Source organism: Streptomyces sp. SID12501, assembly GCF_010550245.1.
In the GTDB taxonomy this organism is placed as follows: Bacteria; Actinomycetota; Actinomycetes; order Streptomycetales; family Streptomycetaceae; genus Streptomyces.
The window spans coordinates 66,186-92,992 of record NZ_JAAGLU010000017.1 but is presented as its reverse complement, the minus strand read 5'-3'; the positions used below and the strand labels follow the sequence as shown (position 1 = coordinate 92,992).

Below are 26,807 nucleotides of genomic sequence, written 5' to 3'. Positions count from 1 at the left end.
GAGAAAATTCTCCCGGGCCCTTCTTCCATGAGAGGAAGCTCAGGTAGCTATCGTGGATCCCGCGCGAACTCCGTGAGGCTCGTGGAGACGGGCTCCGGACGGCCGTTGTTCTGCGTGGGCGCGGCGGTCAGCACGTCGAGATGCTGGTAACCGTCGGCGATCACGGGATCGAGGTCGGCAGGGACACGGCCCGCCAGCAGTCCGTCGCCCGCGAGGACGGTGAGCGTCGGGTTGGCGGCGAGCCCGTCCGGGTGCACGATGAGCCGCTTCACCTGCGGGGAGGTGGCCAGTTCGAGGTCGGTGACCAGCTTGGTCGGGAAGTACTGCTCGGTGAAGTCGAGCGGCTGCTCGGCGAGGCTGCGGGCCAGTTCCTGGATGTCGGTGACCTCCTTGCCCGCGCCGGTGAACGGCGTCCCGTCGGCCGACCGGTACCCGGGGTCGTCCGGGTCGCCGACGCGGTCGTAGTTCCGCCAGGTGTAGAGCGGTCCGTGCGGGCGGTCCGGGATGGCCTTGTACGCGATGCCGAACAGCCCCGGCTGCGCGTCGCTCCCGTTGGCGGCGGGGAAGCTCTTGTCCACGATCGGCCCGCCGTCGAAGAACCCCACGCTGCTCTGCAGGAACGCCAGCGGTACGGAGTTGTCGTCCAGCAGTGCGCCGAGCACCGTCTCGTTGGTGAGCCGGAAGTCCTTCACCGCCGGTGAGCCCGTGAGGAAGGTGGCGGCGTCCTTGGAGAACAGGAAGCGGTTCGTCGCCTCGATGTTGACGTTGGCGGGCAGATAGGACGGCAGGTCGGCCTCGCCACCCGGATCCCGTATCGCGCCGAGCCCCGCGATGGCCAGCAGGGTCATCGTCTCGGCGTTGAGCAGGACCGGCGCGGACAGCGAGCGCGGCAGCAGTCCGCTGTCGAGCCCGGCCTGCACGACGCCGTAACCGAGGCCGATGTCGGGCAGGTCGGTGTCGTCCGGGATGCTGCCGCTCAGGTCGGCGAGCGAGGTGGAGACGGTGGTGTCGAGGGCGAAGTAGCCCGCGCACTGGCGGTGTCCGGCGTCGGTGGTGGTGGCGGGGTTGCCGTCGAAGTCGGCGACCGCGAAGTACCCGGTGATCACACCGCCCAGGGAGTGCCCGCCGCACAGCACCTTCCGCTCGCGCAGCTCCTGGTCGGGCAACTCGGCGGTGAGCAGGGTGTACTGGTCGCGGACGGTCTGCTCGATACCGAGCTTGGCCATCCACCCGAGCTTGTCGTTGCCGACGAACCCGGCGAACGTACGGCCCGCGACCTGCTTGCCCCGGTAGTAGTAGTCGACGGCCGCGTGCTGGTCGCCGGAGTCGATACCGGTGTGGTCCTCCATGCAGTTGGATCGCCGGTCCAGGGCCCAGAACTCGATGTGCAGGCCTCGTTCGGCAGCGCGCGCCACAGTGTTGCGGGCGACGCTGTCGAAGGCCCCGGCGCCCTCCAGGATGCCCGGCTGGGCGACGAGGATCCGGTCGGCGTCGGCCGATTCCGTGGGCCCGTCGGAGGAGCGGTAGCGCAGGTACGACAGCCAGTCGCACGCCGCCGGCCGGGCCCCGAAGGACACCGGCAGTGGTGCTTTCACCCGGACCACCGTCTCGGTCACTCCGGCGACCGCCGTGCTCGACGACGCCACGGGGGCCTCGGTGCGCGTGCTCTCGCCGTGCGCCTCCGGGGCCACCGCGGTGAGCGTCCCGGTGGTCAGCAGCACCGCCAGCGCGGTGCCGCGCAGCCCCTTGAAGGGCGTCCCTCTGCTGCGACTCGTATTCATAGCCGGACCGTAGGACCGCGCGGACCACGCGATCAGGCGGTGCTCACAAGAACGCAGCTCCCGGTGGCGCCTTTGTCATCAGGCACCAACCGGTCCTCTCTTCCTGCCTACGGTTCTTCCCGTCTACGGTTCTTCCCGCCTACAGACCATCGTTCTTCATGGCGGCGACGATCCGGACGTGGCGGTCGGCCGCGGTGCCGGACCACTCGTTCTCGTAGTTCAGGCCGTAGGGCCAGAAATGACCGCCACCGGTGGACAGTTTGGCGCTGGAGCCGTCGAACTGCCTTACCAGCGCGGCGGCTTGCGTACCGGTCCAGGTGCCGCTGCCGCCCAGCGAGGACCAGCCCGAGCTGGTGCCCACGCCTATGGTGTGGGCGATCTCGTGGAGAGCGGTCCGCTCGGTCATGTAGCTGCGGTTGCTGCCGAAGCGGATGGTCCCGTTGAGGCTGCCGTCGGCGGTGGGCACACCGGGCTCGTAGCGGACGGTGATGGTCTTCCCGAGGTCGCTGAGGTTGTTGTAGCGGGACACGGCGGCGTTCATGGCCGTGGTGATGAGGTTGTAGGCACTCTGCTGGTCCGCCGTGGGGCTGCTCGCCCGGACCAGGGACCAGGTGATGGTGGCCGCCGCGGCCTGCTCTCCGGCCACCGGGGCGGTCTGCGGGGCTGCTTGCGCTATGCCGGGTCCGGCCAGCATCGCTGCTGCCAGGGCGGCCACGACCGCTTTGTTGCGCCAAGAAACTCGCTGTGAACTCATGGGGGCTCCTGTGGGGGGATGAGCCGTCGCATTGGGGGACGACGGCATCCTGAAAGCGCTTTCCCAGGTTGCCGGGAGGCTAGCCAGATGTTTCGGGCACGTCAATGAACTGCGCCAAGTGCCGCCGCCACAACGGACCTTGCACACCATCTTGACGTGTTCATTTTTGTCATCAAGCATGCCGTCAGCGCGATTCCTTCTGTTCGGTTCTGTTCGCCTCCTTGTTGTGGAAGGGAGTGCCGTGTCCCTTCGGCACAGCCATCGCATCGTCCGGGCTCTGGCTCCGGCGGTTCCCCTGATACTCGGCGCGGGTCTCCTGGTCCCACAGCCCGCGGCGAGCGCGGAGGCGACGGCACAGAGCACGGTCACCGTGCGAATCGATCCGTCGTACCAGCAGCAGGAGTTCGAGGGCTGGGGGACGAGCCTCGTCTGGTTCGCCAACGCGACGGGCGGCTACCCGGAGCCCGTCCGAAGACGGCTCGTGGACATGCTGTTCGGCGAGGACGGGCTCGATCTCAACATCGCGCGCTACAACATAGGCGGCGGCAACGCCCCGGACGTCCGCACGAACTACATGAAGGCCGGCGCGACCATGGAGGGCTTCTGGAAGGCCCCCGAGGGCACCACCCAGAAGGACATGGACTGGTGGGACCCGAACGACCCGGACGACTGGAACTGGGACGCCGACGCGAACCAGCGCTGGTGGGTGGACCAGGTCAAGGACAAGGTCACCACCTGGGAGGCGTTCAGCAACTCGCCACCCTGGTTCCAGACGGTCAGCGGGTACGTCTCCGGGGGCTTCGACTCGAACACCGACCAGATCCGCGCGGACCGTGTCGACGAGTTCGCCGCCTATCTGGTGCGGGTGACCGAGGAGATGGAGAAGCGGCACGGCATCAGGTTCGACACCATCGATCCGCTGAACGAGCCCAACACCAACTACTGGGGTACCCAGTTGGGCACCGACGGTCAGCCCACGGGCGGCCGGCAGGAAGGCGCGCACGCCGGACCGGCGCTCCAGCAGAAGGTCGTTCTGGCCCTCGACAAGGCACTCGCCGGAGCGAAGACCGACGCCACCGTCTCCGCGATGGACGAGACCAACCCGACCATCTTCACCCAGAACTGGAACGCCTACAGCGCCGACGCCCGGGCCGCCGTCGACCAGCTCAACGTGCACACCTACGGCACCGGAATGCGCACCAGCGCCCGGGACATCGCCAAGGGCGCCGACAAGAAGCTGTGGATGAGCGAGGTCGAGGGCAACTGGGGTACCGGATCCGACTTCACGAGCATGGACCCGGGGCTCGGCATCGCCACCCGCATGGTCGACGACATGCGTGAACTGGAGCCCTCGGCCTGGGTGTTCTGGCAGCCGATCGAGGACTCGATCCCGCAGGCGGCGGCCGGCAAGAACTGGGGCAGCATCCACATCCCGTTCAACTGCACGGCGGCGGACACCCTGGAGACCTGCCCGATCAAGACCAACTCCAAGTTCCACACCATCCGGAACTTCACGCACTACATCCGGCCCGGTGACCACTTCGTGAAGACCGACGACGCGTCCACCGTCGCCGCCGTGAAGGCGTCCGGCCGTGCGGCGACGGCGGTGCACGTGAACAGCGGCACGACCGCGCGTTCCGTGACGCTCGATCTCTCGCGCTTCGGCAAGGCCTCGCGGAAGGCCTCCGTCACGCCCGTGGTGACGAGCGCCGACGGCGCGCTGGTGCGGGGCACTCCGGTCCGGGTGACCGACCGGTCGGCGACGCTCACCGTCCCCGCGAAGTCGGTGACGACCTTCCTGATCGAGGGTGTCAGCGGCGTGGCGAAGGACGCCGCCCTCGTACAGCCCGGGCACGTCTACCGGCTCCAGGGCACCCAGAGCGGCAAGTCGCTGGCCCCGTCGGACGACGGCACCGGCGTCGTCATCCGCACGACCGACGCAGCCAACCCCCAACAGCTCTGGTCCGTACAGCAGTTGACGCCCGGCACCGAGAACCGCGAACGCTACGCCCTCACCAGCGCCACCACCGGGAAACTACTCGCCGTGCGCGACAACGTGGCCGTCCTGGAGAACCCGGACACGGCGAACGGTGAGCCCGACAGCGGCGCCCAGTGGATCCTGTCGACCACCGGCGACGGCTCCTGGACGTTCGTGAACGCCGCCACGGGCCGCCTGCTCGACGTCACCGGGCAGTCCTCCACTGACGGCGCGAAGGTGTCCACGTACACCCCGACTTCGGCAACGAACCAGCGCTGGGCCGTGCCCGACGAGACGGTGCTGCGCACCGAGCCCGCGACGACGTTCACCGTCCCCGGCCTGCGGCCCGAACTGCCGACGACAGTGACTCCGGTGTTCCCGGACGGTGCCCGGGGCACGCTCCCCGTGGTGTGGGATCTGCCGTCGGACCGGGCCTGGCGCAAGGCCGGGACCGTGCGGGTCAGGGGTGAGGCGACCGACGCGCTCGGGCGCACCGTCCCCGCGACGGCGGTCGTCACCGTCGACACGATCGCCTCGACACTGCCCGGCCGCGCCAAGACCTACGTGGGCGGGCAACCGGAGTTGCCCGCCACGGTCGTCGGTGTCGGCGCGCACGGCGGCCTGACCGACCTTCCGGTCACCTGGGATCCGGCGCCCGAGGGGGCGTTCGGCGCGACCGGTACCGTCACCCTGCACGGCGTCGCGCGGATCGTCGGCGGCGGTACGGCCGACGCGACCGTACGCGTCCAGGTCACGGAGCCGGTGGCGACGAACATCGCGCCCGACTCGGACGTCTCCGTCGCCGCCACGTTCACCGAGAGCGGCTACTCGGCGGAGAAGCTGCGCAACGGCGATCTGACCGAGAAGGCGTGGTCGAACTGGAAGTCGGGGAACACCAAGAACGCTTCCGACACCATCACGTACACGCTGCCGAAGGCCCGCGATCTGAGCAGGGTCGTCGCGCGCTTCTACCGGGACGGCTCCAACGCGTCCTTCCCCGCCGGCCTCAAGGTGCAGGTGCGGGCGACCGGCAGCGACACGTGGACCGACGCGAGCGACACCGTGCCGGTCGGGACCGAGGGCGCGCCGGTGATCGACGTACCGCTGACGGCGGGCCCTGCGGCCGGGGTGCGGGTGGTCATGACGGCACGTCAGGGCGGTTACATCACCATGAGCGAGCTCGAGGTGTACGCCAAGTCGCCGGGTGTCGCCTCGGATTCGGCCGCCGCGTCGATCGAGGTGGCCGGCGTGCCGGTCGCGTCCTTCGACCCGGCGACGACCGACTACCGGGTCGCGACCGGCGATTCGGTGCGGGCCGAGGTCACGGCGACGGCTCGCGACCCCTACGCCGACGTCACGGTCGAGAAGGTACGCGACCACGGCCGGACGTCGGCGGTCGTCACGGTGACCGGTGAGGACGGGACGCGGACGACGACGTACCGGATCACACTCGTACGACGCTGAGGGCACGCTCGGAGGGAGGGGAACCGCTCGGTTCCTCTCCCTCCGGCCGTCAGCGCGTCAGGTTCGCCCGGACGGCGGCGGCGACGACCGCGTCCCGCTCGGTCCGGCTCAACAGCCCCTGGGACAGCCAGCTGTCGGCGAGGGCCCGGACCGCGTCGACGAAGGCCCCCTGGGTGACGAAGGGAGCCCGCGCCCAGAGCACGTCGAGGAAGGTCAGTCCGTCCGTGCGGGCGCGGTTGGGCACCCCGGAGGTGGCCGTGCCGAACACGACGACGGGCTCGGAACGCCTGAAGTAGGCGTGGTAGCGGGCGGTGTCCGCGATGTGGAACGGGGCCAGGGTCAGGCCGTGCGTGGTGAAGTGCAGCGGGCGGCCCTCTGGTTTGACCGAGGCGGCGAGGTCGCCCTGCAGCGTGAAGTCCTTTTGAAGTTCTCTGCCCTGTGAACGGGGGAGATTCCTACCTACCTTGCGGTGGTGGGTTTGACGCCACGGGTGCGCCTTGCGACTGCCCTTCCGGCAGCCGGGACGAGCGCGTGGCCCGTCCGGTACAGGTGCAAGACGTTCCGGGCTGCGTTGTGGTCGGCGTTGCCTTCCCATCCGCAGTCCGGGTTCTTGCATACGAACGTGGCCTGGTCTTCGCGGCTGCCGGGGGTGATGAACCCGCAGGCCGAGCAGCGCCGGGAGGTGTTCGGGGCCGGGACCTTGTGCAGGGTGCCGCCCTGGCGAGCGGTCTTGTACGCCAGCTGTGTCACGGTGCGGCCCCATGCTTCTTGGCTGATGGAGCGGTTGAGGCCGGACTTCTGCGCGACGTTCTTCCCGGGTTCCTCGGTGGTGCCCCTGGCGGACTTGACCATGTTCGTGATGGTGAGTGCTTCGACCACAACCGTGCCGTACTGGCGGGCGAGGCCGGTGGTGGTCCGGTGCTGCCAGTCAACGGCGCGGCGCGTGGCTCTTGCGCGGAGCTGCTTGATCTGGTCGTAGGTGGAACGCAGCCGCTTCGAGCCGCGCTCGGTGGGTTTGCGGAAGCTCTTGCGGTGTGCGGCCCGCTGTTCCAGGCGGAGGAGCCTGGCTTTCTCGTCGGGGTTCAACCACTTGTCGCGGTCGGCGGTTGCGTCCGGGAGTCGGGGCACACGCCCGTGGTCCTGATGGTTACCGTCGGACAGGGCGAGGGGCAGGTTCACCCCGACGTCGATGCCGACCTCGGGGCCGGCGTGCGGGGCGGGCCTGGGTTCCAGGGTCTGGATACGGAAGGCGATGTGCCAGCCGAGCGCATCCTTGACGAGCCGTGCCCCGGTGATGCGGTTCTCCTTGTTCGCGGCTTTGCCGACGGGGAGATCCTTCGTCCAGCGGAACCGGACACGGCCGATCCTGGGAATGTTGACCATGCCCCATCGGCGGTGCACCCGCTTGATCTGGAGGTCGCGTCCCTGCGGGACGTCCACGGACATCACCGACCGGGTACGGGCCTTGAAGTTGGGTTCCTCAGCCCGGCCGTCCCAGCAGTTTTTCCACGCCTGCAGGTACGTCCTGAGGACCGCCTGCGCGGCCTGCGCGGGAAGGACCCCGTACCAGTCGATCTCTTTACGGGCCTGCCGCAACGTCTGGTCCATGCGGGACAGCGAACGCCGGCACTTCGGCGTCATCTGCCACAGGTCGTGGATCTGATTCCACATCGCACGGGCGGCGTGGGCCTGCCCATCCATGAGCAGGACCTGCGCAGGCGTCAGCGCCAGACGGGCACGATGCCCGAACTGCCGCTTCTCCCAAGCAAGTTCGCTGCTCACGCGAGCACCGTATCATTTGGTTCATGTCACCACGATGGAACCCTAATCCCGATGTCAGAACCGGTCGTCATGTTGTCTACAACCTGCACGTCCACTTGGTTTTCGTCACCAAATACCGACGGAACGCGTTCACCGATGCCATGCTGACGCGCACCGAAGAGATCATGCGGGAGGTCTGCACCGACTTCGAGGCCGAGCTGAAACAGTTCAACGGCGAAGAGGACCACGTACACCTGCTCGTCCACTACCCGCCCAAGGTCCAGCTTTCCAAGCTGGTCAACTCCCTCAAGGGCGTCAGTTCCCGATACCTCCGCCAGGAGTACGACACCCACGTCCGCCGCCACCTATGGGGCGGACACTTCTGGTCCGGCTCCTACTTCGCAGGCTCCTGCGGCGGCGCACCCCTGACCGCCGTCCGCCAGTACATCGAGAACCAGCAGCGGCCCGTTTGAGCCGGTGTCCCGAGACGCAGTGAACTCCGGCGCTCCGCACCTCCGGGTCGTGGTCTGGCTCCGGGCCACCAGCAGGACCGGACCGTAGAACACCGACTGGACCGTGGGATCGTCCAGGGCCCGTTCGACGCGCCGTCGGTACGGGGCGGAGACGGTGATCCGGTCACCGCGCTGCCAGTTCCTGCTCAGGGTGAGGTAGCCCGGGTGCGGCCCCGGCCGACTGCGGAACCCCGTTGACCGTGACGGTGAAGCCTCCCGTGACCCAGGACGGCACCCGGAGTTTCAGGTCGAGGCTGCCGTCGCCGCCCTCGCGGAACGTCAGGGTGCTCTGGATCTACGTTTCTGTGGTCGGCAGCCAGACGCGCATCGTCGAAGGGCCGCGGTTCGCCCAGGAGTTGTAGGGGACCAGGACGATTCCCGTGCCCTCGGCGGCGGAATCGGTCGCTCGGTCGAGTGGCCGGTACGGCCATACGGGGTCGCCGGGACCGTCCTGTTCGACGAGCTCGCCCGGCGCGACCACAGTGCCGGTGCCCTCCGGCCCGTCCACCGGCTCGGCCGACGGATCCACCCGTACGGCGTCCACCTCACGACCGTCGGGCAGGTCCACGGACTCCGCGCAGTAGACGAGCGGGCCGCGCTGGACGGCGACCGTGCCTCGTACGGCGTCGATGCGCGGGTCAGGGGCCATCCACCGTGGCGCCACAGGCAGTTCGAGCCGGATCTCGTCGCCGGGAAGGAAGAGCCGGGTGATCTCGGCGGTGCCCGGGCCGACCGTACGGCAGGTGCCGTCCGGGTCGACCAGGTAGGCCGTGGCGTCCTCCGTCCACGCGGGGACGCGCAGCGACAGGGTCCAGGGGCGGGCCGGGGACGAGCGGTCGATCCGTACCGTCACGTTGCCGCCGGACGGGTAGTCGGTGCGGACGCGCAGGGCGATGTCGTGGCCGCCGGTGAGGGACGTGGTGATCTGCGCGTCGGCGTACTGGTGGAGCTGGATGCCCCGGTCGTCGGCCGTGGCGAGGTGAGCGGGGAGCTGGGCCAGGGTGCGTGCTACGTTCGTCGGGCAGCAGGACACCGCGAACCAGGGGGCGCGCAGGCTCGATTCGGCGCGTGGGCTCACGGCGTCGGCGGCGGGTACGGGGCCCTGGTGGCGCCGGTGGAGGGTGTTGGCGTAGAAGAAGGACCGGCCGTCCTCGGACGGGGAGGTGGCGACCACGTTGAACAGGGTCCGCTCGGCGAGGTCGGCATAGCGCGGGTCGCCGGTGGCCAGGAGCAGCCGCCAGGCGAGTTGTACGGAGGCGACGCCGGCGCAGGTCTCCGAGTAGGCGCGGTCGGGCGGGAGGACGAAGTCGTCGCCGAATGCCTCGTCCCGGTGGTGGGAGCCCATGCCGCCGGTCAGATAGGTGCGCCGGGCGACCGTCGCCTCCCACTGACGTACGACCGCCGCGAGCAGTTCCTCGTCGCCGGTCTCCACGGCAACGTCGACCGCTCCGGACGCCAGGTAGAGGGCGCGGACGGCGTGGCCGCGCAGCACCGTGGCCTCCCGTACCGGCAGGTCGTCCTGGTGGTAGACGCGGCCGAACTCGCCGTCGGCGAGGGTGCCGTGGCCTCGGCGGTCGATGAACAGGGCCGCCTGGTCGAGGTAGCGCTCCTCGCCCGTCAGCCGGGCCAGTTCCACGAGGGCCGTCTCGATCTCCGGGTGGCCGCAGACGCGCTCGATGCCGCCCCGGCCGAAGGTTGCGCAGATGTGGTCGGCGGCGCGTCGGGCGATCTTCGTCAGTTCGCCCTCGCCCCGGGCGCGGGCCTGGGCGACGCCCGCCTGGATCAGGTGCCCGTAGCAGTACAGTTCGTGACCCCATTCGAGGTCGCTGTAGCGGGGCTGCTGTCCGGGGTGGCCGAAGGCGGTGTTCAGGTAGCCGTCCGGTTCCTGGGCGGATGCGACGGCCACGGCGAGCGCGGCAATGTCCTGGTCGAGCGCGGTACCGGTGCCTGTGCCTGATTGCCAGGCCATCGCTTCGAGGAGCTTGTAGATCTCGGAGTCCGCGAACTCCCGTCCCCGCCGGTCTTGTTGAACACGCCCCTCGGCGACGGCCCGGAAGTTGCCGGTCCAGCCGACGCGTTCCATCCAGTCGCGGCAGTGGGCGAGGGTGGCGGTGGCGTTGACCTCCCGGCGCCCGGCCCAGAAACCGCCGGTGATCCTGACCTCGTCCAGGCCCAGCGGACGCAGTCGTCCCCGGGTCGGTGCCACGGGCAGCACGGTCGACAACTCTCGGTTATCGCTCACCAATTGATGCCTTTCATCCGGTTGGTCAGCCCTTCAGTGCGCCCGACATGAAGCCTCGTACGTAGTGCCGTTGCAGCAGCAGGAAGAGGAGGAGACAGGGCACGGCGAGGACCACCACCCCGGCTTCGGTGGCGCCGTAGTCGACGGCGCCCATGCTCTGCTGCCGGAGGTTGGCCACGGCCAGCGGCAGCGGGGCCTTCTCGCTGTCGGAAATCAGGATCAGCGGGGCGATGAAGTCGTTCCAGGCCGCGAGGAACGCGAACAGGCCGACGGTGATCAACCCCGGTCGTACGGCGGGCAGAAGCACCCGGCGCAGTGCGCCCGCCGTACCGCAGCCGTCGACGAGCGCCGACTCCTCCAGTTCGCGCGGTATCGCCTCGAAGGAGATCCGCATCATGAAGGTGGCGAACGGCAGTTGGAACATGGCCAGGACGAGGCTCAGCCCGATCAGTGAGTTCTGGAGGTGGAGTCGGCCGAGCAGGACGTAAAGGGGGATGAGGAGGGTGGCGTACGGAACCATGAGGATGGCCAGAGTGAGCAGGAACAGCAGGTTCTTGCCGGGGAAGTCGAAGCGGGCGAAGGCGTAGCCGCCCAGCAGGGACACTCCGAGGGTCAGGACGACGGTGAGTACGGAGACGACGGTGCTGTTGAGGAAGTACTGCCACAGGCCCGCGTCGTAGTCGAGGAGCGTCCGGTAGTTGCCGAGGCCGTAGCCGGACTCCTGTGCGGTCCCGGGTTGGCCGCTGACCGAGGCCCAGGCGTTCCACACCAGGGGGAAGAGGAAGATGACGGCCAGCCCTCCGGCGACGACGTAGTAGGGCGTACGGCCGAGGGCGCGGGTCAGCACCGTGGTCTCCCTTCCGCTGGTGTACGGGCTCTCATGACTCGTCGGCTCATGACTCGTCGGCGCGGCGCAGGCCGCGGAACTGGAGGGCGTTGAGCAGGAGGAGCACGCCGAGCACGATCACCGAAAGGGCCGCCGCCGTACCGAGGTTCATCCGCTGGAAGGCCTCCCGGTAGATCAACTGGACGACGGTGACCGTGCTGTTGTCCGGTCCGCCCTTGGTGAGGACGAAGAACTGGTCGAAGGCGAGCAGCGATCCGGTCACGCAGAGCAGCAGTGTCAGCGCGAGGGACGGGCGCAGCAACGGCAGCGTGATGGAGCGGAAGATCTGGCCCCGGCTCGCGCCGTCCATCCGGGCCGCCTCGAACACCTCGTGGGGGATGCGCTGGAGGCCCACGAGGAGGATCAGCATGTAGAACCCGGCGAACTTCCAGACGATGAGGAAGACGGTCGAGAGGAGGGCGGAGGTCGGGGTGCCGAGGAAGGACACCGGGTCGTCGACGAGGCCCAGGTGCTCCAGGATGCGGCTGAGGGGTCCGGTGCTGGGGCTGTACAAACCCCAGAACAGCAGGGATGCGGAGGCGAGTCCGAGGGCGCTGGGCAGGAAGTAGACGGTACGGAAGAAACCCGCCGCCGGGCGGGACTCCTGCACCAGCAGGGCGAGGAGAAGGGCGAGTCCGAGGAGGACGACCGTGACGATCACGGTGTAGAGGAGCGTGAAGCGGACCGCCGGCCAGAACAGGGTGGTGTCGGTGGCGTCGGTGTAGTTCTCGGGGGCGTTGATCCCCCGGTCGCCGGCCAGGAGCGGCCAGTCGCTGAGGGACATCTGGCCGACGAGGAGCAGGGGCAGCAGGAAGAAGACGGTGACGAACACTGCCGTGGGGGTGGCGTAGGCGAGGCCCTGTACTTTGCGGGACCTCCATCGGGGTGCGGTCGTGCGAGGCGGGGGGACCTGGGGTTCCGGCCGGGTCCGGGGTTGGGCCGCCGTCGGGTCAGCCGCCTTCACCTGCATGGCTCTCCTCTGCCGTGCGACGTGGACGTGGGCTGGCTGTGCCGCTGAAAGGCAGGGGCGCAGCCCCGCTTTTCAGGGGCGCGGGGAACTGCGCGACCAGCCCCCACGCGCCCGCGGCTCACACTCAGTCCGCCAGCGAAGCACTCACCGCGTCGTTGTCCTTGTCCACGTCCGATCCGTCGCCGAAGGCGGCGTCGCGCATCAGGCTCAGCCAGGGGCCGTTGGGGTCGTTGAAGGTCTGGCCGAACTTCAACGCGTACGGGGTCCGGCCGTCCGCCACCAGTTGGTTGATGGCCACCAGTCTCGGATCCGCCTTGGAGTACTTGTTGGACGCGAGGTCGGTGCGTGCCACCACATCCTTGTGGGCGGCGACCACATCGACCTGTGCCTGGTCGCCCAGGGACCAGGAGAGGAAGTTCCAGGCCTGGTCGGCCGACTTGCTCGTGGCGGAGATCCCGATGGCGTCGCCGCCGACGAAGGTGGACCTGCCGCCGTCGGGCCCGGGAATGGGCGCGACCCCGAGGTCCAGGTCCTTCGGCATCAGGCCCAGGGTGGTCGAGGGCATCGGCATGACGCCGACCTTTCCTTTCGGGAAGACGCCGGTCCAGGTGGCGCCGGTCTCGTCGCGCGCGCCGGGGGCGACGATGTCGTCGTCGACCCAGCCCCGGTAGGTGTCGTAGACCTTCTTCGCCGTGGCGGAGTCCAGGGTCGCCTCGGTGCCGTCCTTGTTCAGCACGTCCTCCCCCGCCGCCCAGATGGAGGGCCACCAGGTGAAGACACCGCAGCCGCCGCAGTTGCCGCCGAAGAAGGTGCCGTTGACGTCACCGCCGAGCGCGTCCACGGCGCGTGCCTGCCGGTCCCACTCGGCGAGGGTGGTGGGCGGCTTCTCCGGGTCGAGCTTCGCCTGCCGGTAGAGGTCCTTGTTGTAGAAGAGCACCGACAGGTCGAGGGTGTGCGGGACGACGTACTTCCGGTCCTCGTACGTGCCCGCCTTGATGTGCGACTGGGCGAGGCTGTCGGCGAAGGGCAGGGCGTCGATGCGGTCGGTGAGGTCGGCGAAGAGCCCGCTGGAGGTGTAGTTCGGGACGAACACCACGTCGGAGGCGAAGAGGTCGGGCAGGTCCTTGGAACCGGCCGCCGCGCCGACCTTCGCCTGGTAGTCGTCGGTGGGGATGACGGTCAGGTCGATCCGGTTCTTGTGGCCCGCGTTGTACGCCTTGACCAGGGCCTCGCTCTGCGGCCGGGTCGCCGCCCGGGTCCACATCGTCAGCGTGGCACCGTCGTCCTTGCCCGTGACGCCGGCCGCTCCCCCGCCACCGCTGCCTCCTCCGTCGTCCGAGCCGTCGTCCCCGGAGCCACAGGCCGTGACCAGGCTCGCGGCGGCGAGAAACGCGACGGCACCGGTGGCAAGTCTGCGGAGGCGTCCACGTCTGATTCCACGTGGCCCGGTCGTGCTCCCCATAACGATCCCCCTCGTGTGGGTTCTGCTGGGTTCTGCTGGGTTCTGCTGGTCCTGCGCCGGAAAGACACCGAAAAGCTTTTCTGAAAGTAAGGACTTGGCTCACAGCCCGTCAATCCCCTTGCACACAAGGGAAATCGACGGCCCCGACGTGATGGCTGACGAAACCTGTGAAACTGCGCGTGCCACGCCCCGGCCGAAACAACTCGCGTACGGTTTACGCACGCAGGGCGAGAGAAGGAGTTCACCCATGGCACAGGCCACCGGCCCCTCTCGTGCGCAACCCGCAACACTCAGCGACGTGGCCCGTCTGGCGGGCGTCTCCATCGCCACCGCGTCCAAGGCGCTCAACGGCCGGAGCCAGGTGCGCGCCGAGACCCGGCAGCGGGTGGTCGACGCTGCCGAGCGGCTGTCGTTCCGCCCCAACCAGCTGGCCCGCGGCCTGCTCGCCGGGCGGACGGGCACGGTCGGTCTGCTCACCAGCGACCTGGAGGGCCGGTTCAGCATCCCGATCCTGATGGGCGCCGAGGACGCCTTCGGGGCGGGCGAGGTCGCCGTGTTCCTCTGTGACGCCCGCGGGGACGCGATCCGCGAACAGCACCATGTCCGGGCGCTGTTGGGCCGTCGGGTCGACGGTCTGATCGTGGTGGGAAGCCGGACCGACCCGCGTCCGTCGCTGGGCCGTGAACTCCCCGTCCCGGTGGTCTACGCGTACGCGCCGTCGAACGATCCGGCCGATCTGTCCATCGTCCCCGACAGCGTCGACGCCGGCCGGATCGCCGTGACACACCTGTTGGCGTGCGGCCGTTCCCGGATCGCGCACATCACCGGCGACCCCGGGTATCTCGCGGCGCGGGAGCGGTCCGAGGGGGCCATGGGCGCGCTCGCCGACGCCGGTCTGGCCCCGGTCGAGGATCCGAGGTTCGGTGCCTGGTCGGAGGGCTGGGGGCGGGCGGCCACCGCGCTGCTGCTCGACCGGCACCCGGAGGTCGACGGGGTGCTGTGCGGCAACGACCAGATCGCGCGCGGCGTCATGGACGTACTGCGTGAGCGCGGCCGACGCGTACCGGAGGACGTGTCGGTCATGGGCTTCGACGACTGGCACGTGCTGACCTCCGGTGCCCGGCCGCCGCTGACCAGCGTCGACCTGAACCTGGAGGAGGTCGGGCGGGCGGCGGCGCGCGCCCTGTTCAGCGCGATCGGCGGGGTGCGTCGCTCGGGGACGGAGGCGCTGCCCTGCCGGGTGGTCATCAGGGGTTCGACGGCACCGCTGTCCTGAACCGGCCGATCCACCCTCTCGGCGAACTCGGGCCTCACCCAACCCTCTTGACACCTCATCAGCTCGCTCCTACGTTGCGAAAACCTTTCAGGTCTGTTTTCCGTGCTCTTCGGTTCATGAACGTCGGCGCCATCGCGACCACACGTCTGTCAGGCAACGGGACAGGGAGCCTCCGATGAGAAGACCGCACTCCTTACTGGTACGACGTCGGCGCACGAGGTACCTCCTCGTCGCCCTGCTGCTCACCCTCGCCTCCGTCCTCACCGCACCCCCGGCCGCCGCCGCGCAGACCATCGGGTTCCCCACGTTCAGCGGCCCCGCGGTCCCGGCCCCGCCCGTCGCCCAGACCACCGGCGACATGATGAAGGCCATCTACGACGCGGAGAGTTCCGGCACCGACTTCTGGATGGACCGTCTGCTGGCCCGCTCCGGCGACGACCCGGCCGGCCCCTGGCTGATGAGCCGTGGCCGCGGGCTCTTCATGAAGACCCACGACCCGGCGATCCTCGGTTTCGGCGGCCATGTCGCCTACTGGGAGAGCGTCAACGACCAGAACGCCTACAGCGTCGCGATCAGCCCGGGCACCTTCACCGAGCAGGTCTCCCAGCGCCGCCAGATGCCCAGCCACTGGAACAGCGTGCACACCAGCGGCTCGGTCACGGTGAACCAGACCAAGTTCATCACCGAGAACAACGTGGCCGTGACCAACCTGTCGATCAAGAACAACGGCAGCGGATCGACCACCCTGCAACTGCGGGCGACTTCGCCGTACGCCACGACAGGCACCGGCAGCGAGCTGACCGGCCAGGCGAGCGCCTACAACAACCTCACCACCCTCCGCCCCCGCCTCACCGGCGACGGATTCGCGGTCACCAGCGGCGGCCTCAACCGCTCGGTGACGGTTCCGGCCGGGGCCACGGTGACCGCCAAGGTGGTGATGGGCTTCGTCACCGACGAGATCCCCCAGTCGCTCACCGAGTACAACGCCTACGCGGGCTACTCGAACGCGACCGCCTTCGCGACGCACGTCAGGGCCTACAACCTGTGGTGGGCGCAGAACGTGCCCTACATCGACGTACCCGAACCGGCGATCAAGAAGAGCATCTACTACCGCTGGTGGCTGATGCGCTTCAACAACCTGGACGCCGACATCCCCGGGCAGACCTTCCAGTTCCCGACGTCGACCGAGGGCGTCCTCGGCTACAACAACGCGATCGCGCTGACCCAGCCCATGCACATCGACGACCTGAAGTACCTTCGCAACCCGGCCTACGCGTACGGGGACTGGCTGAGCGTCGGCCAGACCTCCAAGGGTGGACGGTTCCTCGACAACCCGGGTGATCCGGAGAACTGGTCCAACAGCTACACGCAGTACATCGCCGAGGCGGCCTGGAAGAGCTACCAGCTCCACGGCGGCCAGCCGGCCATCGCCGCCAACCTGGCGCGCTACGCGGAGGGCGACGTCAAGGGACAGCTCGCCAACTACGACCACGACAACAACAAGCTCATCGAGTACGACTGGGGCGCGCTGACCGGCAACGACGCCGACGCGGTCTCCTTCCACTGGAAGCCCGGCAACATGGACCGCGCCGAGTCCGCCTACCAGTACAGCGGCGCGCTGGCCGCCGCACAGGCCTACGACGCGATCGGCAACACGGCCAAGGCGAACGAGATGCGGACGCTCGCGACGCAGATCAAGGACGCCATCGTCAACGTGCTGTGGAACCCCAGCCGGCAGTTGTTCGAGCACCGGTTGAAGTCGACGAACGAGTGGGTGCCCTGGAAGGAGATCAACAACTACTACCCGTTCTCGGTCGGCGCCGTCCCCAACACGGCGACGTACAAGCAGGCCCTGCGGCTGTTCGACGACCCGGCGCAGTACCCGATCTTCCCCTTCTACACGGCCAACCAGGTCGACAAGCAGGCGGCGGCCGACGCCGGGGAACCGGGTTCCAACAACTTCTCCACCATCAACTCCACGGTGCAGTTCAGGCTCTACTCCTCGGTGCTGCGCAACTACCCCAACTCCTGGATGAACGCGACCGACTACAAGAAGCTCCTGTACTGGAACACCTGGGCACAGTACGTCGGCGGCAACACCCAGTGGCCGGACGCCAACGAGTTCTGGGCCGACTGGAACGGCAGCAGCATCAACTACCGCTCGTGGATCCACCACAACATCCTGGGCAGCAGCAACTGGACGGTGATCGAGGATGTCGCGGGGCTCCGTCCGCGCAACGACGCCAAGGTCGAGCTCTCGCCGATCGACATAGGCTGGAGCCACTTCACCGTCAACAACCTCCGCTACCGCAACGCCGACCTGTCCGTCGTCTGGGACGACCCGTCCGACGGCGTGGTGCGCTACCCGGGTATCCCGGAGGGCTACTCGATCTACGTCAACGGCAACCGGGCCGCCACCGTCAACTCCCTGGTGCCCTTCACCTGGGACCCGGCCACCGGTGCCGTCACCACGAGCGGCACGGTCACCTACAACACGGCGGTCGCCGGACTCCAGGCACCGAACCAGGTCGTCCAGAGCAGCCCGCGCATGGTCGACATGCTCGCCAAGGCCGGCGTCGATCTCACCGCCGACCTGACCAACCTGGCCTCCGGGGCTACCGCTTCGGCCTCGTACACCGGGTCGGGCAGCGCGGTCTCGGGCGCGGTCGACGGCTATCCGACCAACGAGCCGTTCTGGGGCGCAGGCGGCTCCCCCAACAGCCAGGACTGGTACGAGCTGAACCTCGGAACCGCGCGCACGCTGAACGAGGTGCGCCTGCACTTCAAGGACAGCCGCCCGGCGAGTACGACCTACCGGGCGCCGTCCGCGTACAACATCCAGTACTACGAGGGCAGTTCGTGGGTGAACGCGCCGAGCCAGACCAGGACCCCGACCGCGCCGCGCGCCAACTACAACCTCGTGCAGTTCCCGGCGATCACCGCCCAGCGCATCCGTGTCCTGGCCACCAACGCCTCCGGCGCCAAGACGGGCCTGACCGAGGTCAAGGTGTTCAACCGGGGCGGCGTCCAGCCACCGCAGCCACCGGCCAACCAGGCTTCCTCGGCAACGGCGTCCGCGTCGTACACCTCCGCCTGGGAGAGCGTCGCCGCAGTGAACGACGGCGTTGATCCGCCCTCGTCGAACGACACGGTGAACCCGCGCTGGGGGACCTGGCCGGAGACGGGCCAGCAGTGGGCCGAGCTGACCTGGCCGGCCGCGAAGACCCTCGACAAGGCCGACGTGTACTTCTTCGACGACGACCAGGGCATCGACATGCCCTCCGCGTGGAAGCTCCAGTACTGGAACGGCAGCGCCTACGTGGACATGCCGGGCGCCGGCGCCTACGCGCTGGCCAGGAACCAGTACAACACCGTCTCGTTCACCGCCACCAGCACCACCCGGCTACGGGTGCTGCTCACCGCCACCGGCAGCAGCTCCGTCGGACTCCTCGAAGTCAAGGCGTACGGACCCTGAAGGGATGTGGCTCAAGTGACCCGATCCGCCCGCTCCAGATGTACGGCCGTGCTCGTCGCCGTGCTCGCCATGGTGGTCGCCCTCCTGGTGGCATCGCCGCCCGCGTCCGCCGCCGTCACGTTCAGCTCGACGGGGGTGAACCAGAACGGCGGCAACTGCCTTGACCTGCCGGGCAGTTCGACGACCAACGCCACCCAGCTGCGCGCGTTCACCTGCAGCTCCGGCGCCAACCAGAGCTTCGGCTACACGCCGGTTGCCGGGACGTCCGACACGTACACGATCACCACGCAGTCCGGTCAGTGCGTCGACGTCTTCGGGGCGTCGACGGCGGACAACGCCACGATCATCCAGTGGCCGTGCCACAGCGGAACGAACCAGCAGTGGCGGCTCGTTCCGGTGACGGTCTCCGGAACCGACAGGACGTTCAACGTGGTGTCCGTCAGCTCGGGCAAGTGCGTGACGCCGAGCGGCGGTTCGTCGGCCTCGAACACCAACCTGGTGCAACTTCCGTGCGCCACCGCGAACGGCAGGGTGTGGCGGCTGCCCGGCTTCACGAGCGGGGGCGGCACGGGCACGCACACGTTCACCAACCCGCTGTCCCAGCACGGGCCCGACCCCTGGCTGACGTACTACGACGGCTACTACTACCTCGCCACGACCACCTGGAACTCGACGGTCACCATGCGCAAGGCGAGCACTCTCGCCGGGCTCGCCACGGCAGCCGACCAGGTGATCTTCAACCTGACCCGGCCCAACGGAGCCGGCACGATGTGGGCCCCGGAGTTCCATCTGCTCGACGGGCCCAACGGGAAGCGGTGGTACTTCTACTACACGGCCGGGCGGGAGCCGTACGACCTGGGCACCCAGCGCATCCATGTCCTGGAGAGCGCCGGGCTTGACCCGATGGGGCCCTACAGCTTCAAGGCCGACCTGCTCGACCCGACCCAGGACAACACCTGGGAACTCGACCCGGGCATCCTCCAGTTGAACGGCTCGCTGTACCTCCTTGGCACCTTCTACAACGGGTCGCAGCCCATGTTCATCCGGCCGCTGTCCAACCCGTGGACGGCGAGCGGTACCCGCCGGGTGCTGTCCTCCCCGACCCTCAGCTGGGAGACGGTCGGCGGCGCGGTCAACGAGGGCGCCGAGGTGCTCCAGCGGGGCGGCAAGACGTTCATCGTCTACTCCGCCAGCCACTGTTCCACGCCCGACTACAAGCTGGGGATGCTGACGTACAACGGAACCGGTGACCCGCTCAACTCCGCCTCCTGGGTCAAGTCGCCCAACCCGGTGTTCCAGCGCTCCAACGCCAACGGCGTGTACGGCCCCGGCCACAACGGGTTCTTCAAGTCACCGGACGGGACCGAGGACTGGATCGTCTACCACGCCAACAACTCCACCTCCGGCGGCTGCGACATGAACCGCACCACCAGGGCACAGAAGTTCACCTGGAACGCGGACGGCACACCGAACTTCGGTACGCCGGTCGCGCTCGGCGTCACGCTGACCGCGCCGTCGGGCGAGTAACGGCTGGTTCGGGAACCGTAGTTCCAGAGCTCGATCCTGTTGTTCCGCCCGCCGACGGTTCGGGAACCACCACTTCCCGGACCGTCGGTTTGCGGATGAGGAGCAGCGCCGCGTCGTCGTGGAGCCGGCCGCCCACATGGGTCAGCAGTTCCTCGTGGAGCGCGTCGAGCGTGCGCGACGGCTCGTCGCAGGCGTGGCGGGCCAGTCCTTCGTGGAGCGGGTAGAAGGCGCGGCCCCGGTCGCGGGCCTCGGTGACTCCGTCGGTGTACAGCAGGAGCTGGTCACCGTCGGTGAAGGGCAGCACCTGGAGGTCGGGGGTGTGCCCGGTGAGGGCGCGCAGTCCGAGGGGCGGGGCCGGGTGCGTGGGTTCCACGGTCACGAGGGCGCCCGAGGCCCGGACCAGCAGCGGGGGCGCGTGTCCGCAGTTCACCACCTCCAGGTGGCCTGGCCTCGGGTATCCGGCAACGATCGCGGTGACGAAGTCGTCCACGCCGAGGTTGCGGGCGAGGCTCCGCTCGATCCGGTCGACGACGGCGAGGAGATCTGGCTCGTCATAGGCGGCCTCCCGGAAGACGCCGAGCACCAGAGCGGCGGTCCCGACGGCCGGCAGCCCCTTGCCGCGCACATCGCCGACGATCAGTCTCACCCCGTACGGCGTGGGTATCAGCGCGTACAGATCACCACCGATCCGGGCCTCGGCCGCCGCCGCGCTGTAGCGGACGGCCACCTGGAAGGGGCCGACCGTCGCCGGTACGGGGCTGAGCAGGGCGTGCTGGGCGGTCTCCGCGACCGAACGGACGGCGTCGAGCACCCGTTCCCGGCGCCCGCGCAGTGCGCTGGCCAGCCCGCTCGCCAGGGTGACGGCGCCCAGGGCGGAGAGTACGGCGGCCAGTTCGGGGCCCGGTACACCGTCCTGGTCACCGAGCGTGGCGCCGAGCAGCCCGGCGAGGAGGCCGACGCAGAGGACACCGCGCGGTCCGTTGGTGGTGGCGGCCAGTGCGGGTCCGGCGGCGAGCAGCGGCAGCCAGCTCGTCCCGGCTCCGCCGACGAGATCGCCGAGGGCGACGGCTGCGACGACCAGCACGGGCAGGGCGGAAAGCAAGGACGGGCGGTTCCTGAAGACTCGCATGGACCAGCGGTCTCCACCTCGGTGTCGGGCCTGACTCATGTCCGTCCGCAGTCCTCACCTGTGTACGGGGCGAGCCCCCGAAATGCCTGTTTCATCCAGGTATCCAGGAAACGCGACCAGCGGGGGCGACAACAAGGAGAGGGTTTTCAGATAGTGAGCGAGAGACTCCTGGTCACACGGTCGGCCACCGGGATCAGCCGCGCCCGGATCTCCGGCAGCCTGGAGAGCCGGTCCACCGGCATGGAGACACCGAGCGAGCCGAGCGTGTCGCCCCGGTAGACGGGGACGGCGACACAGACCGTGCCCAGGGCGTACTCCTCCAGGTCGGTGACGGCCGGGGCGACGGGTGAGGAGTCGATTCGCCGGAGCAGTTCCAGCCGGCTGGTGATCGTCCTCGGGGTGAGGTCGTTGAGGTGGTGGCGGGAGAGGTAGTCCTTGCGGGCGTCCTCGTCCATTTCGCGCAGCACTGACTTGCCCAGCGCGGTGGCGTGTCCCGCGTCCTCGAACCCCACCCAGAGGTCGACGCGGGGCGCCCGGGGGCCGTCGACGATCTCGGCGACCCGGATCTCGCCCTCCTCGTAGAAGGTGAGGTAGGCGGCGGTCGTCAGCTCGTCACGCAGCGCGGCGAGCGTGGGACGGACGCGGCTGAGCAGCGCCTGTCCGCTTCCCGTGACCTGCAACGACCGCACCTTGTCCCCCAGGATGAACCCGCCGTCGGCCAGTTTCCGCAGGTAGCCGTCGTGGACCAGGGTGCGCAGCAGGTGGTAGGCGGTGGCCAGGGGCAGCCCCGTCTCGCGTGCCAGCTGCTTCGCCGGCGCCCCGTTCGCGTGTGCGCTCACCGCCTCCATGAGGCGGAAGGCCCGCTGGACGGAGGTGATGAGCGTGGGGCCGTCGTGCGCAGCCATACGACCAGCGTGCGCCCGGCGCCCGGCACGGGCAAGGCGTGCGGGTCCTCACCGCGAACGCGGCGGCGCCGTACTGTTCCGCATGACCAGCCGCGTCGGCACCAGTGTCGTGCCGTGCTCCGTGGCGTCCTGCCGCATCTGCCGCAGCACGCCCTCCACGCACAGCCGCCCCACCTCGGCGAAGTCCTGGTGCACGGTGGTCAGCGGCGGCAGGAACGAGCTCGCCTCCGGGATGTCGTCGAAGCCGATCACGCTGACGTCCTCGGGCACCCTGCGCCCGCTCTCGTGCAGGGCCCGCAGCAGCCCCAGCGCCATCTGGTCGTTGGCCACGAACACCGCCGTACAGTCCGGCATTGCGGCGATCCGCAGACCCGCGTGGTAGCCGGACTCGGCCGACCAGTCCCCGCGCACCAGGGGCGGCGCGATCCGGTCGGCCGCGAGGAGTTCGGCGCGCCAGGCGTCGGTGCGGCGCTGCGCGGCGTACGAGCCCTCGGGGCCCGCCAGATGCCAGACCGTGCGGTGCCCGAGGTCCAGGAGATGCCGTACGGCGGTCCGGGTGCCGCCCGCCTGGTCGGTGTCGACCACGTTGTAGCGGTCGCCCGCGTCGGAGTCGGCCACGACCACCTGGACGTGCGGCGGCATGGAGAGGGTCGACGCGTCGAGGAGGTGCACTTCGAGGATGACGATGACCGCGTCGACGGCGAGCTCGCCGAGCCGCGAGAAGGCTCCGCGCACCTCGTCCTGCGTCGGCACGGCGACCGGCAGCAGGGTGACCGAGTACCCCTCGTGGGCCGCCGAGGTGGCGATCGCCTCAAGTGTGCGCACGTTGCCGGTGGTGGACAGGCCGAAGGTGATGACGCCGATGGTGCGGAACTCGCCGCGTTTGAGGGCCCGGGCGGCGCTGTTGGGGCGGTAGCCCAGCTCCTTCATGGCGGCGAGGACCTGCTGCCGCGTCTCCTCGTTGACGCCGGGGAAGCCGTTCGACACCCGGGAGACGGTCTGCGAGGACACTCCGGCGACCCTGGCGACGTCCGCCATGGAGGCGCTCTGTGTACGGCGGGCGGCCCGCTTCCTGGTGCGTGCGCGCGCCCGCCCCGGCTCGGCCGAGGTGCCGTCAGCTGTGTCCACCCGTCAATCCTCGCTCTCCGGTCCACAGTTGCGCCCGACGACCCTTGACCAGCGTCGGGGGAGCGGTGTAGACATGCCGCCATCAGATGTTTACGTAAACATAACAGCCGGTGGACCTCTCGTGGGGGTCTTGCGGAGACGGATGTTTACGTAAACATCGGGGCGGCGGCGGACCAGCGCCGGTTCCGAGACGGACGAGCGAGGCAAGACAATGACGACCCTAGAACCGCCGGTGGCCGCGAAGCGCGCCCCGGCCCGGTCCGCGGCGAAGAGGGACCGCCGCTCCTGGACGGGATGGGGGTTCATAGGCCCGTTCGTGGCGGTGTTCGCCCTCGTCTTCCTGGCACCCATCGGGTACTCGATCTATTTGAGCCTGTTCAGGGACCAGCTGATCGGCGGCACGAGTTTCGTCGGCCTGGACAACTACACACAGGCCCTGAAGGACGACCAGTTCTGGCAGTCCCTCACCCGGGTGGCACTCTTCCTGGCCGTCCAGGTGCCGATCATGCTCGGCATCGCCCTGCTGATCGCCCTGGCCCTGGACAGCGGACGCCTCTTCGGCAAGGACTTCTTCCGCATCACGATCTTCCTGCCGTACGCGGTGCCCGCCGTGGTCGCCACCCTGATGTGGGGCTTCATGTACGGCACCAAGTACGGCCTGGTGGGTGACATCAACAGCGCGTTCGGCGTCACGCTGCCCGACCCGCTCTCCAGCGACCTGGTCCTGGCGTCGATCGGCAACATCGTCACGTGGGAGTTCATCGGCTACAACATGCTGATCTTCTACTCCGCGCTACGGGTCATCCCGCTCTCGCTCTACGAGGCCGCGGAGATCGACGGCGCCGGGCAGTTCCGCATCATCACCGCCATCAAGCTCCCCGCGATCCGCGGTGCCCTCGTCATCGCGACGATCTTCTCGATCATCGGCAGCTTCCAGCTCTTCAACGAGCCGGCCATCCTGCGGCCACTGGCACGCAACGCCATCACGACCGACTTCACCCCGAACTTCTACACGTACTCGCTGTCCTTCAACGGCCAGCAGCACAACTACTCCGCGGCGGTCGCCATCATCATGGGGCTGATCACCATGGTCATCGCCTATGTCGTGCAGCTCCGCGGCATGCGCAAGGGAGCGTGAACCATGAGCAGCTCCGTCACCACCACCTCCCCGGCTGCACCCGCAGAAGCCACCGGCGGTTCCAAGGGCGCGCCCCGGCTGCGCACCCGCCGTAAGCACAACCCCGGCAGCCCCAAGCGCAGCATCCTGCTGACCGTCCTCACCGGGCTGATCCTGGTCTACACGGTCGTGCCCCTGATCTGGCTGGTCATCAGCGCCACCAAGACCCAGGACGGGCTGGCCAGTTCGTCCGGAATGTGGTTCAGCAGCGACTTCGCCCTCTGGCAGAACATCCACGACACGTTCACGTACCACGACGGCATCTTCGTCCGCTGGCTGCTGAACACCCTGCTGTACGTCGTGCTCGGCGCCGGCGGCGCCACGCTGCTGGCGATCCTCGGCGGCTACGCGCTGGCGAAGTTCACCTTTCCGGGCAAGCGCGCCGTGTTCGCCGTGGTCATCGGTGCCGTCGCCGTCCCGGGCACGGCCCTGGCGGTGCCCACCTTCCTGATGTTCAGCAAGATGGGCCTGACCGACACCCCGTGGGCGGTGATCATCCCCTCGCTCGTGTCGCCCTTCGGTCTGTATCTGATGTGGGTCTTCGCGACCGAGGCCATCCCCACCGAACTGATGGAGGCGGCCCGCATCGACGGAGCGGGCGAGATACGCACCTTCTTCCAGGTCGCGATGCCCCTGCTCGCCCCCGGCACCGTGACCGTCCTGCTGTTCACCACGGTCGCGACCTGGAACAACTACTTCCTGCCGCTCATCATGCTCAAGGACCCCAACTGGTACCCGCTGACCCTGGGTCTGGACGCCTGGAACAACCAGGCCCAGACGATCGGCGGCGACGTCGTCACCAACCTGGTGATCACCGGATCACTGCTCACCATCATTCCGCTGATCGCCGCGTTCCTGCTGCTCCAGAAGTACTGGCAGTCCGGCCTTTCCGCCGGAAGTGTCAAGGAGTGATCCACCCTCAGGCCCCACACCCCCCTCGGCTCCACCGCGTTTCACCCTCACACAGCATTCACCCTCACCCCGTCCCACCCACGAAGAAGTGGAAGCATCTCGATGCGTAGAACCACCGGCCGCCTGATGCGCGGCATAACCCTGCTCTCCGTCCTCGCCCTCGGCGCGACCGCCTGCGGCGGCTCCGACGACGACAGCTCGGACCAGAAGGGCGTCTCCGCCGCGGACATCCAGGCGGCCCTCAAGAAGGGCGGCACGGTCAATGTCTGGGCCTGGGAGCCCACGCTGAAGTCGGTCGCCGCCAACTTCCAGAAGAAGTACCCCAAGGTCAAGATCAACCTGGTGGCCGAGCGGTCCGGCGACAAGCACTACACCGCCCTGTCGAACGCCATCGCGGCCAAGAAGGGTGTCCCGGACGTCGCGCAGGTCGAGTACTTCGCGCTGAGCCAGTACTCCCTCACCAAGGGCCTGAGCGACCTGGCCCCCTACGGTGCCGACAAGCTCAAGGCCAAGTACACGCCCGGCCCGTGGAACGCCGTGAGCGACGGCGACAAGGTCTACGGCCTGCCGATGGACTCGGGCCCCATGGCGATGTTCTACAACAAGAAGGTCTTCGACAAGTACAAGATCGCCGTCCCGACCACCTGGGACGAGTACGTCGAGGCGGCCCGCAAGCTGCACAAGGCCGACCCCAAGGTCTACATCGCCAACGACGCCGGCGACGCGGGCTTCACCACCAGCCTCCTGTGGGAGGCCGGTTCGCGCCCCTACAAGGTCGACGGCACCAAGGTGTCGGTCAACTTCGACGACGCGGGCGCCAAGAAGTACACGGACACCTGGCAGAAGCTCATCGACGAGAAGCTCGTCTCGCCGATCAACGGCTGGACCGACGACTGGTACAAGGGTCTGGGCGACGGCACCATCGCCACCCTGACCACCGGCGCCTGGATGCCCGCCAACTTCGTCAGCGGTGTCCCGCAGGCGTCCGGCCAGTGGCGCGCGGCCCCGATGCCGGCCTGGACCAAGGGCGACAAGGCCAGCGCGGAGAACGGCGGCAGCTCGCTGGCCCTGCCCGAGCTGGGCAAGAACAAGGAGCTCGCCTACGCGTTCGTCGAGTACGCGAACGCCGGTGACGGTGTGCAGACCCGTGTCGACGAGGGCGCCTTCCCGGCGACCACCGCTCAGCTCCAGGACCCGGCGTTCCTGAGCAAGAAGTTCGACTACTTCGACGGCCAGGAGGCGAACAAGATCTTCGCCGACTCCGCCGCCAACGTCGCCAGCGACTGGTCGTACCTGCCCTTCCAGCAGTACGCCAACTCGATCTTCAACGACACCGTCGGCAAGGCCTACGTCTCCAGCACGAAGCTCTCCGACGCGCTGAAGACCTGGCAGGACGCCTCCATCAAGTACGGCACGGAGCAGGGCTTCACCGTCGAGAAGTAACAGCTGGGCAGTAGCAGCCGAGGAG

At 68.7% G+C, this 26,807-nt stretch carries 20 protein-coding genes; 8 read left to right on the top strand and 12 right to left on the bottom strand.

Annotation, left to right across the window (positions count from 1 at the left end):
- Positions 1-47 precede the first annotated feature (47 nt).
- On the bottom strand, positions 48-1,781 hold the full coding sequence (locus G3I71_RS21560; RefSeq protein WP_164316474.1) for a hypothetical protein: 1,734 nt from the start codon (positions 1,779-1,781) through the stop codon (positions 48-50).
- 139 nt (positions 1,782-1,920) lie between these two features.
- Positions 1,921-2,535 (bottom strand): hypothetical protein, encoded by a 615-nt coding sequence (locus G3I71_RS21555; protein WP_164316473.1) that lies wholly within the window; start codon positions 2,533-2,535, stop codon positions 1,921-1,923.
- A 241-nt stretch (positions 2,536-2,776) separates the two neighbouring features.
- Here G3I71_RS21555 and G3I71_RS21550 point away from each other — a divergent pair, with 241 nt between their 5' ends.
- Positions 2,777-5,977, top strand: coding sequence for a glycoside hydrolase (locus G3I71_RS21550; protein WP_343243026.1), 3,201 nt, complete (start codon positions 2,777-2,779; stop codon positions 5,975-5,977).
- Between the two features lie 49 nt (positions 5,978-6,026).
- Here the strand turns inward: G3I71_RS21550 and G3I71_RS51255 are convergent, their stop codons facing one another.
- Positions 6,027-6,245 carry a hypothetical protein gene (locus G3I71_RS51255; protein WP_239149271.1) on the bottom strand — a complete coding sequence of 73 codons (219 nt, stop codon included), beginning with the start codon at positions 6,243-6,245 and terminating at the stop codon, positions 6,027-6,029.
- Between the two features lie 191 nt (positions 6,246-6,436).
- A complete protein-coding gene (locus G3I71_RS21540; RefSeq protein WP_164316472.1) occupies positions 6,437-7,759 on the bottom strand; it encodes an RNA-guided endonuclease TnpB family protein in 1,323 nt (440 codons plus the stop codon).
- 23 nt (positions 7,760-7,782) lie between these two features.
- Here G3I71_RS21540 and tnpA point away from each other — a divergent pair, with 23 nt between their 5' ends.
- Positions 7,783-8,211, top strand: coding sequence for an IS200/IS605 family transposase (tnpA, locus tag G3I71_RS21535; RefSeq protein WP_164316471.1), 429 nt, complete (start codon positions 7,783-7,785; stop codon positions 8,209-8,211).
- Between the two features lie 163 nt (positions 8,212-8,374).
- Here the strand turns inward: tnpA and G3I71_RS52735 are convergent, their stop codons facing one another.
- The 5 genes from G3I71_RS52735 to G3I71_RS21510 form a co-directional block, all read right to left on the bottom strand.
- Entirely contained in the window at positions 8,375-8,485 is a 111-nt protein-coding gene (locus tag G3I71_RS52735; RefSeq protein WP_343243025.1) for a hypothetical protein, read from the bottom strand.
- Between the two features lie 60 nt (positions 8,486-8,545).
- Positions 8,546-10,492 carry a beta-L-arabinofuranosidase domain-containing protein gene (locus tag G3I71_RS21525; protein ID WP_164316470.1) on the bottom strand — a complete coding sequence of 649 codons (1,947 nt, stop codon included), beginning with the start codon at positions 10,490-10,492 and terminating at the stop codon, positions 8,546-8,548.
- 25 nt (positions 10,493-10,517) lie between these two features.
- Positions 10,518-11,339, bottom strand: a complete 822-nt coding sequence (locus G3I71_RS21520; protein ID WP_164316469.1) for a carbohydrate ABC transporter permease — start codon at positions 11,337-11,339, stop codon at positions 10,518-10,520.
- A 46-nt stretch (positions 11,340-11,385) separates the two neighbouring features.
- A complete protein-coding gene (locus G3I71_RS21515) occupies positions 11,386-12,210 on the bottom strand; it encodes a sugar ABC transporter permease (RefSeq protein WP_343243024.1) in 825 nt (274 codons plus the stop codon).
- A 262-nt stretch (positions 12,211-12,472) separates the two neighbouring features.
- Complete coding sequence (locus tag G3I71_RS21510; RefSeq protein ID WP_164316467.1) at positions 12,473-13,810, bottom strand: sugar ABC transporter substrate-binding protein; 1,338 nt, start codon at positions 13,808-13,810, stop codon at positions 12,473-12,475.
- Between the two features lie 247 nt (positions 13,811-14,057).
- On the opposite strand from G3I71_RS21510, the gene G3I71_RS21505 reads away from it, so the two are divergent.
- The 3 genes from G3I71_RS21505 to G3I71_RS21495 all read left to right on the top strand — a co-directional run bounded on the left by G3I71_RS21505 (position 14,058) and on the right by G3I71_RS21495 (position 20,088).
- Complete coding sequence (locus G3I71_RS21505; protein WP_164316466.1) at positions 14,058-15,086, top strand: LacI family DNA-binding transcriptional regulator; 1,029 nt, start codon at positions 14,058-14,060, stop codon at positions 15,084-15,086.
- A 175-nt stretch (positions 15,087-15,261) separates the two neighbouring features.
- On the top strand, positions 15,262-18,561 hold the full coding sequence (locus G3I71_RS21500; RefSeq protein ID WP_164316465.1) for a discoidin domain-containing protein: 3,300 nt from the start codon (positions 15,262-15,264) through the stop codon (positions 18,559-18,561).
- A 69-nt stretch (positions 18,562-18,630) separates the two neighbouring features.
- Positions 18,631-20,088, top strand: coding sequence for a family 43 glycosylhydrolase (locus G3I71_RS21495; protein WP_164316557.1), 1,458 nt, complete (start codon positions 18,631-18,633; stop codon positions 20,086-20,088).
- Here the strand turns inward: G3I71_RS21495 and G3I71_RS21490 are convergent.
- The 3 genes from G3I71_RS21490 to G3I71_RS21480 all read right to left on the bottom strand — a co-directional run bounded on the left by G3I71_RS21490 (position 20,060) and on the right by G3I71_RS21480 (position 23,160).
- The gene (locus G3I71_RS21490; protein ID WP_164316464.1) at positions 20,060-21,217 is read right to left on the bottom strand and encodes a PP2C family protein-serine/threonine phosphatase; all 1,158 of its coding nucleotides are present in this window, start codon (positions 21,215-21,217) and stop codon (positions 20,060-20,062) included. The two genes, G3I71_RS21495 and G3I71_RS21490, sit on opposite strands and share 29 nt — an antisense overlap.
- Before the next feature lie 146 nt (positions 21,218-21,363).
- Entirely contained in the window at positions 21,364-22,122 is a 759-nt protein-coding gene (locus G3I71_RS21485; protein ID WP_164316463.1) for an IclR family transcriptional regulator, read from the bottom strand.
- A 48-nt stretch (positions 22,123-22,170) separates the two neighbouring features.
- On the bottom strand, positions 22,171-23,160 hold the full coding sequence (locus tag G3I71_RS21480; protein WP_164316556.1) for a LacI family DNA-binding transcriptional regulator: 990 nt from the start codon (positions 23,158-23,160) through the stop codon (positions 22,171-22,173).
- A gap of 301 nt (positions 23,161-23,461) precedes the next feature.
- Between G3I71_RS21480 and G3I71_RS21475 the strand changes: the two genes are divergently transcribed.
- From G3I71_RS21475 to G3I71_RS21465, 3 genes are all read left to right on the top strand, one after another.
- On the top strand, positions 23,462-24,388 hold the full coding sequence (locus G3I71_RS21475; protein ID WP_164316462.1) for a carbohydrate ABC transporter permease: 927 nt from the start codon (positions 23,462-23,464) through the stop codon (positions 24,386-24,388).
- A gap of 3 nt (positions 24,389-24,391) precedes the next feature.
- Complete coding sequence (locus tag G3I71_RS21470; RefSeq protein ID WP_164316461.1) at positions 24,392-25,339, top strand: carbohydrate ABC transporter permease; 948 nt, start codon at positions 24,392-24,394, stop codon at positions 25,337-25,339.
- Positions 25,340-25,441: 102 nt separating this feature from the next.
- A complete protein-coding gene (locus G3I71_RS21465; protein ID WP_164316460.1) occupies positions 25,442-26,782 on the top strand; it encodes an ABC transporter substrate-binding protein in 1,341 nt (446 codons plus the stop codon).
- Positions 26,783-26,807: the final 25 nt, after the last annotated feature.

Bases quoted from the DNA above. Each gene is read 5' to 3' on its own strand.
- G3I71_RS21560 (WP_164316474.1), bottom strand. From the start codon at position 1,781: ATGAATACGAGTCGCAGCAGAGGGACGCCCTTCAAGGGGCTGCGCGGC.
- G3I71_RS21555 (WP_164316473.1), bottom strand. From the start codon at position 2,535: ATGAGTTCACAGCGAGTTTCTTGGCGCAACAAAGCGGTCGTGGCCGCC.
- tnpA (WP_164316471.1), top strand. From the start codon at position 7,783: ATGTCACCACGATGGAACCCTAATCCCGATGTCAGAACCGGTCGTCAT.
- G3I71_RS21510 (WP_164316467.1), bottom strand. From the start codon at position 13,810: ATGGGGAGCACGACCGGGCCACGTGGAATCAGACGTGGACGCCTCCGC.
- G3I71_RS21505 (WP_164316466.1), top strand. From the start codon at position 14,058: ATGGCACAGGCCACCGGCCCCTCTCGTGCGCAACCCGCAACACTCAGC.
- G3I71_RS21500 (WP_164316465.1), top strand. From the start codon at position 15,262: ATGAGAAGACCGCACTCCTTACTGGTACGACGTCGGCGCACGAGGTAC.
- G3I71_RS21495 (WP_164316557.1), top strand. From the start codon at position 18,631: ATGGTGGTCGCCCTCCTGGTGGCATCGCCGCCCGCGTCCGCCGCCGTC.
- G3I71_RS21490 (WP_164316464.1), bottom strand. From the start codon at position 21,217: ATGCGAGTCTTCAGGAACCGCCCGTCCTTGCTTTCCGCCCTGCCCGTG.
- G3I71_RS21485 (WP_164316463.1), bottom strand. From the start codon at position 22,122: ATGGCTGCGCACGACGGCCCCACGCTCATCACCTCCGTCCAGCGGGCC.
- G3I71_RS21480 (WP_164316556.1), bottom strand. From the start codon at position 23,160: ATGGCGGACGTCGCCAGGGTCGCCGGAGTGTCCTCGCAGACCGTCTCC.
- G3I71_RS21475 (WP_164316462.1), top strand. From the start codon at position 23,462: ATGACGACCCTAGAACCGCCGGTGGCCGCGAAGCGCGCCCCGGCCCGG.
- G3I71_RS21470 (WP_164316461.1), top strand. From the start codon at position 24,392: ATGAGCAGCTCCGTCACCACCACCTCCCCGGCTGCACCCGCAGAAGCC.
- G3I71_RS21465 (WP_164316460.1), top strand. From the start codon at position 25,442: ATGCGTAGAACCACCGGCCGCCTGATGCGCGGCATAACCCTGCTCTCC.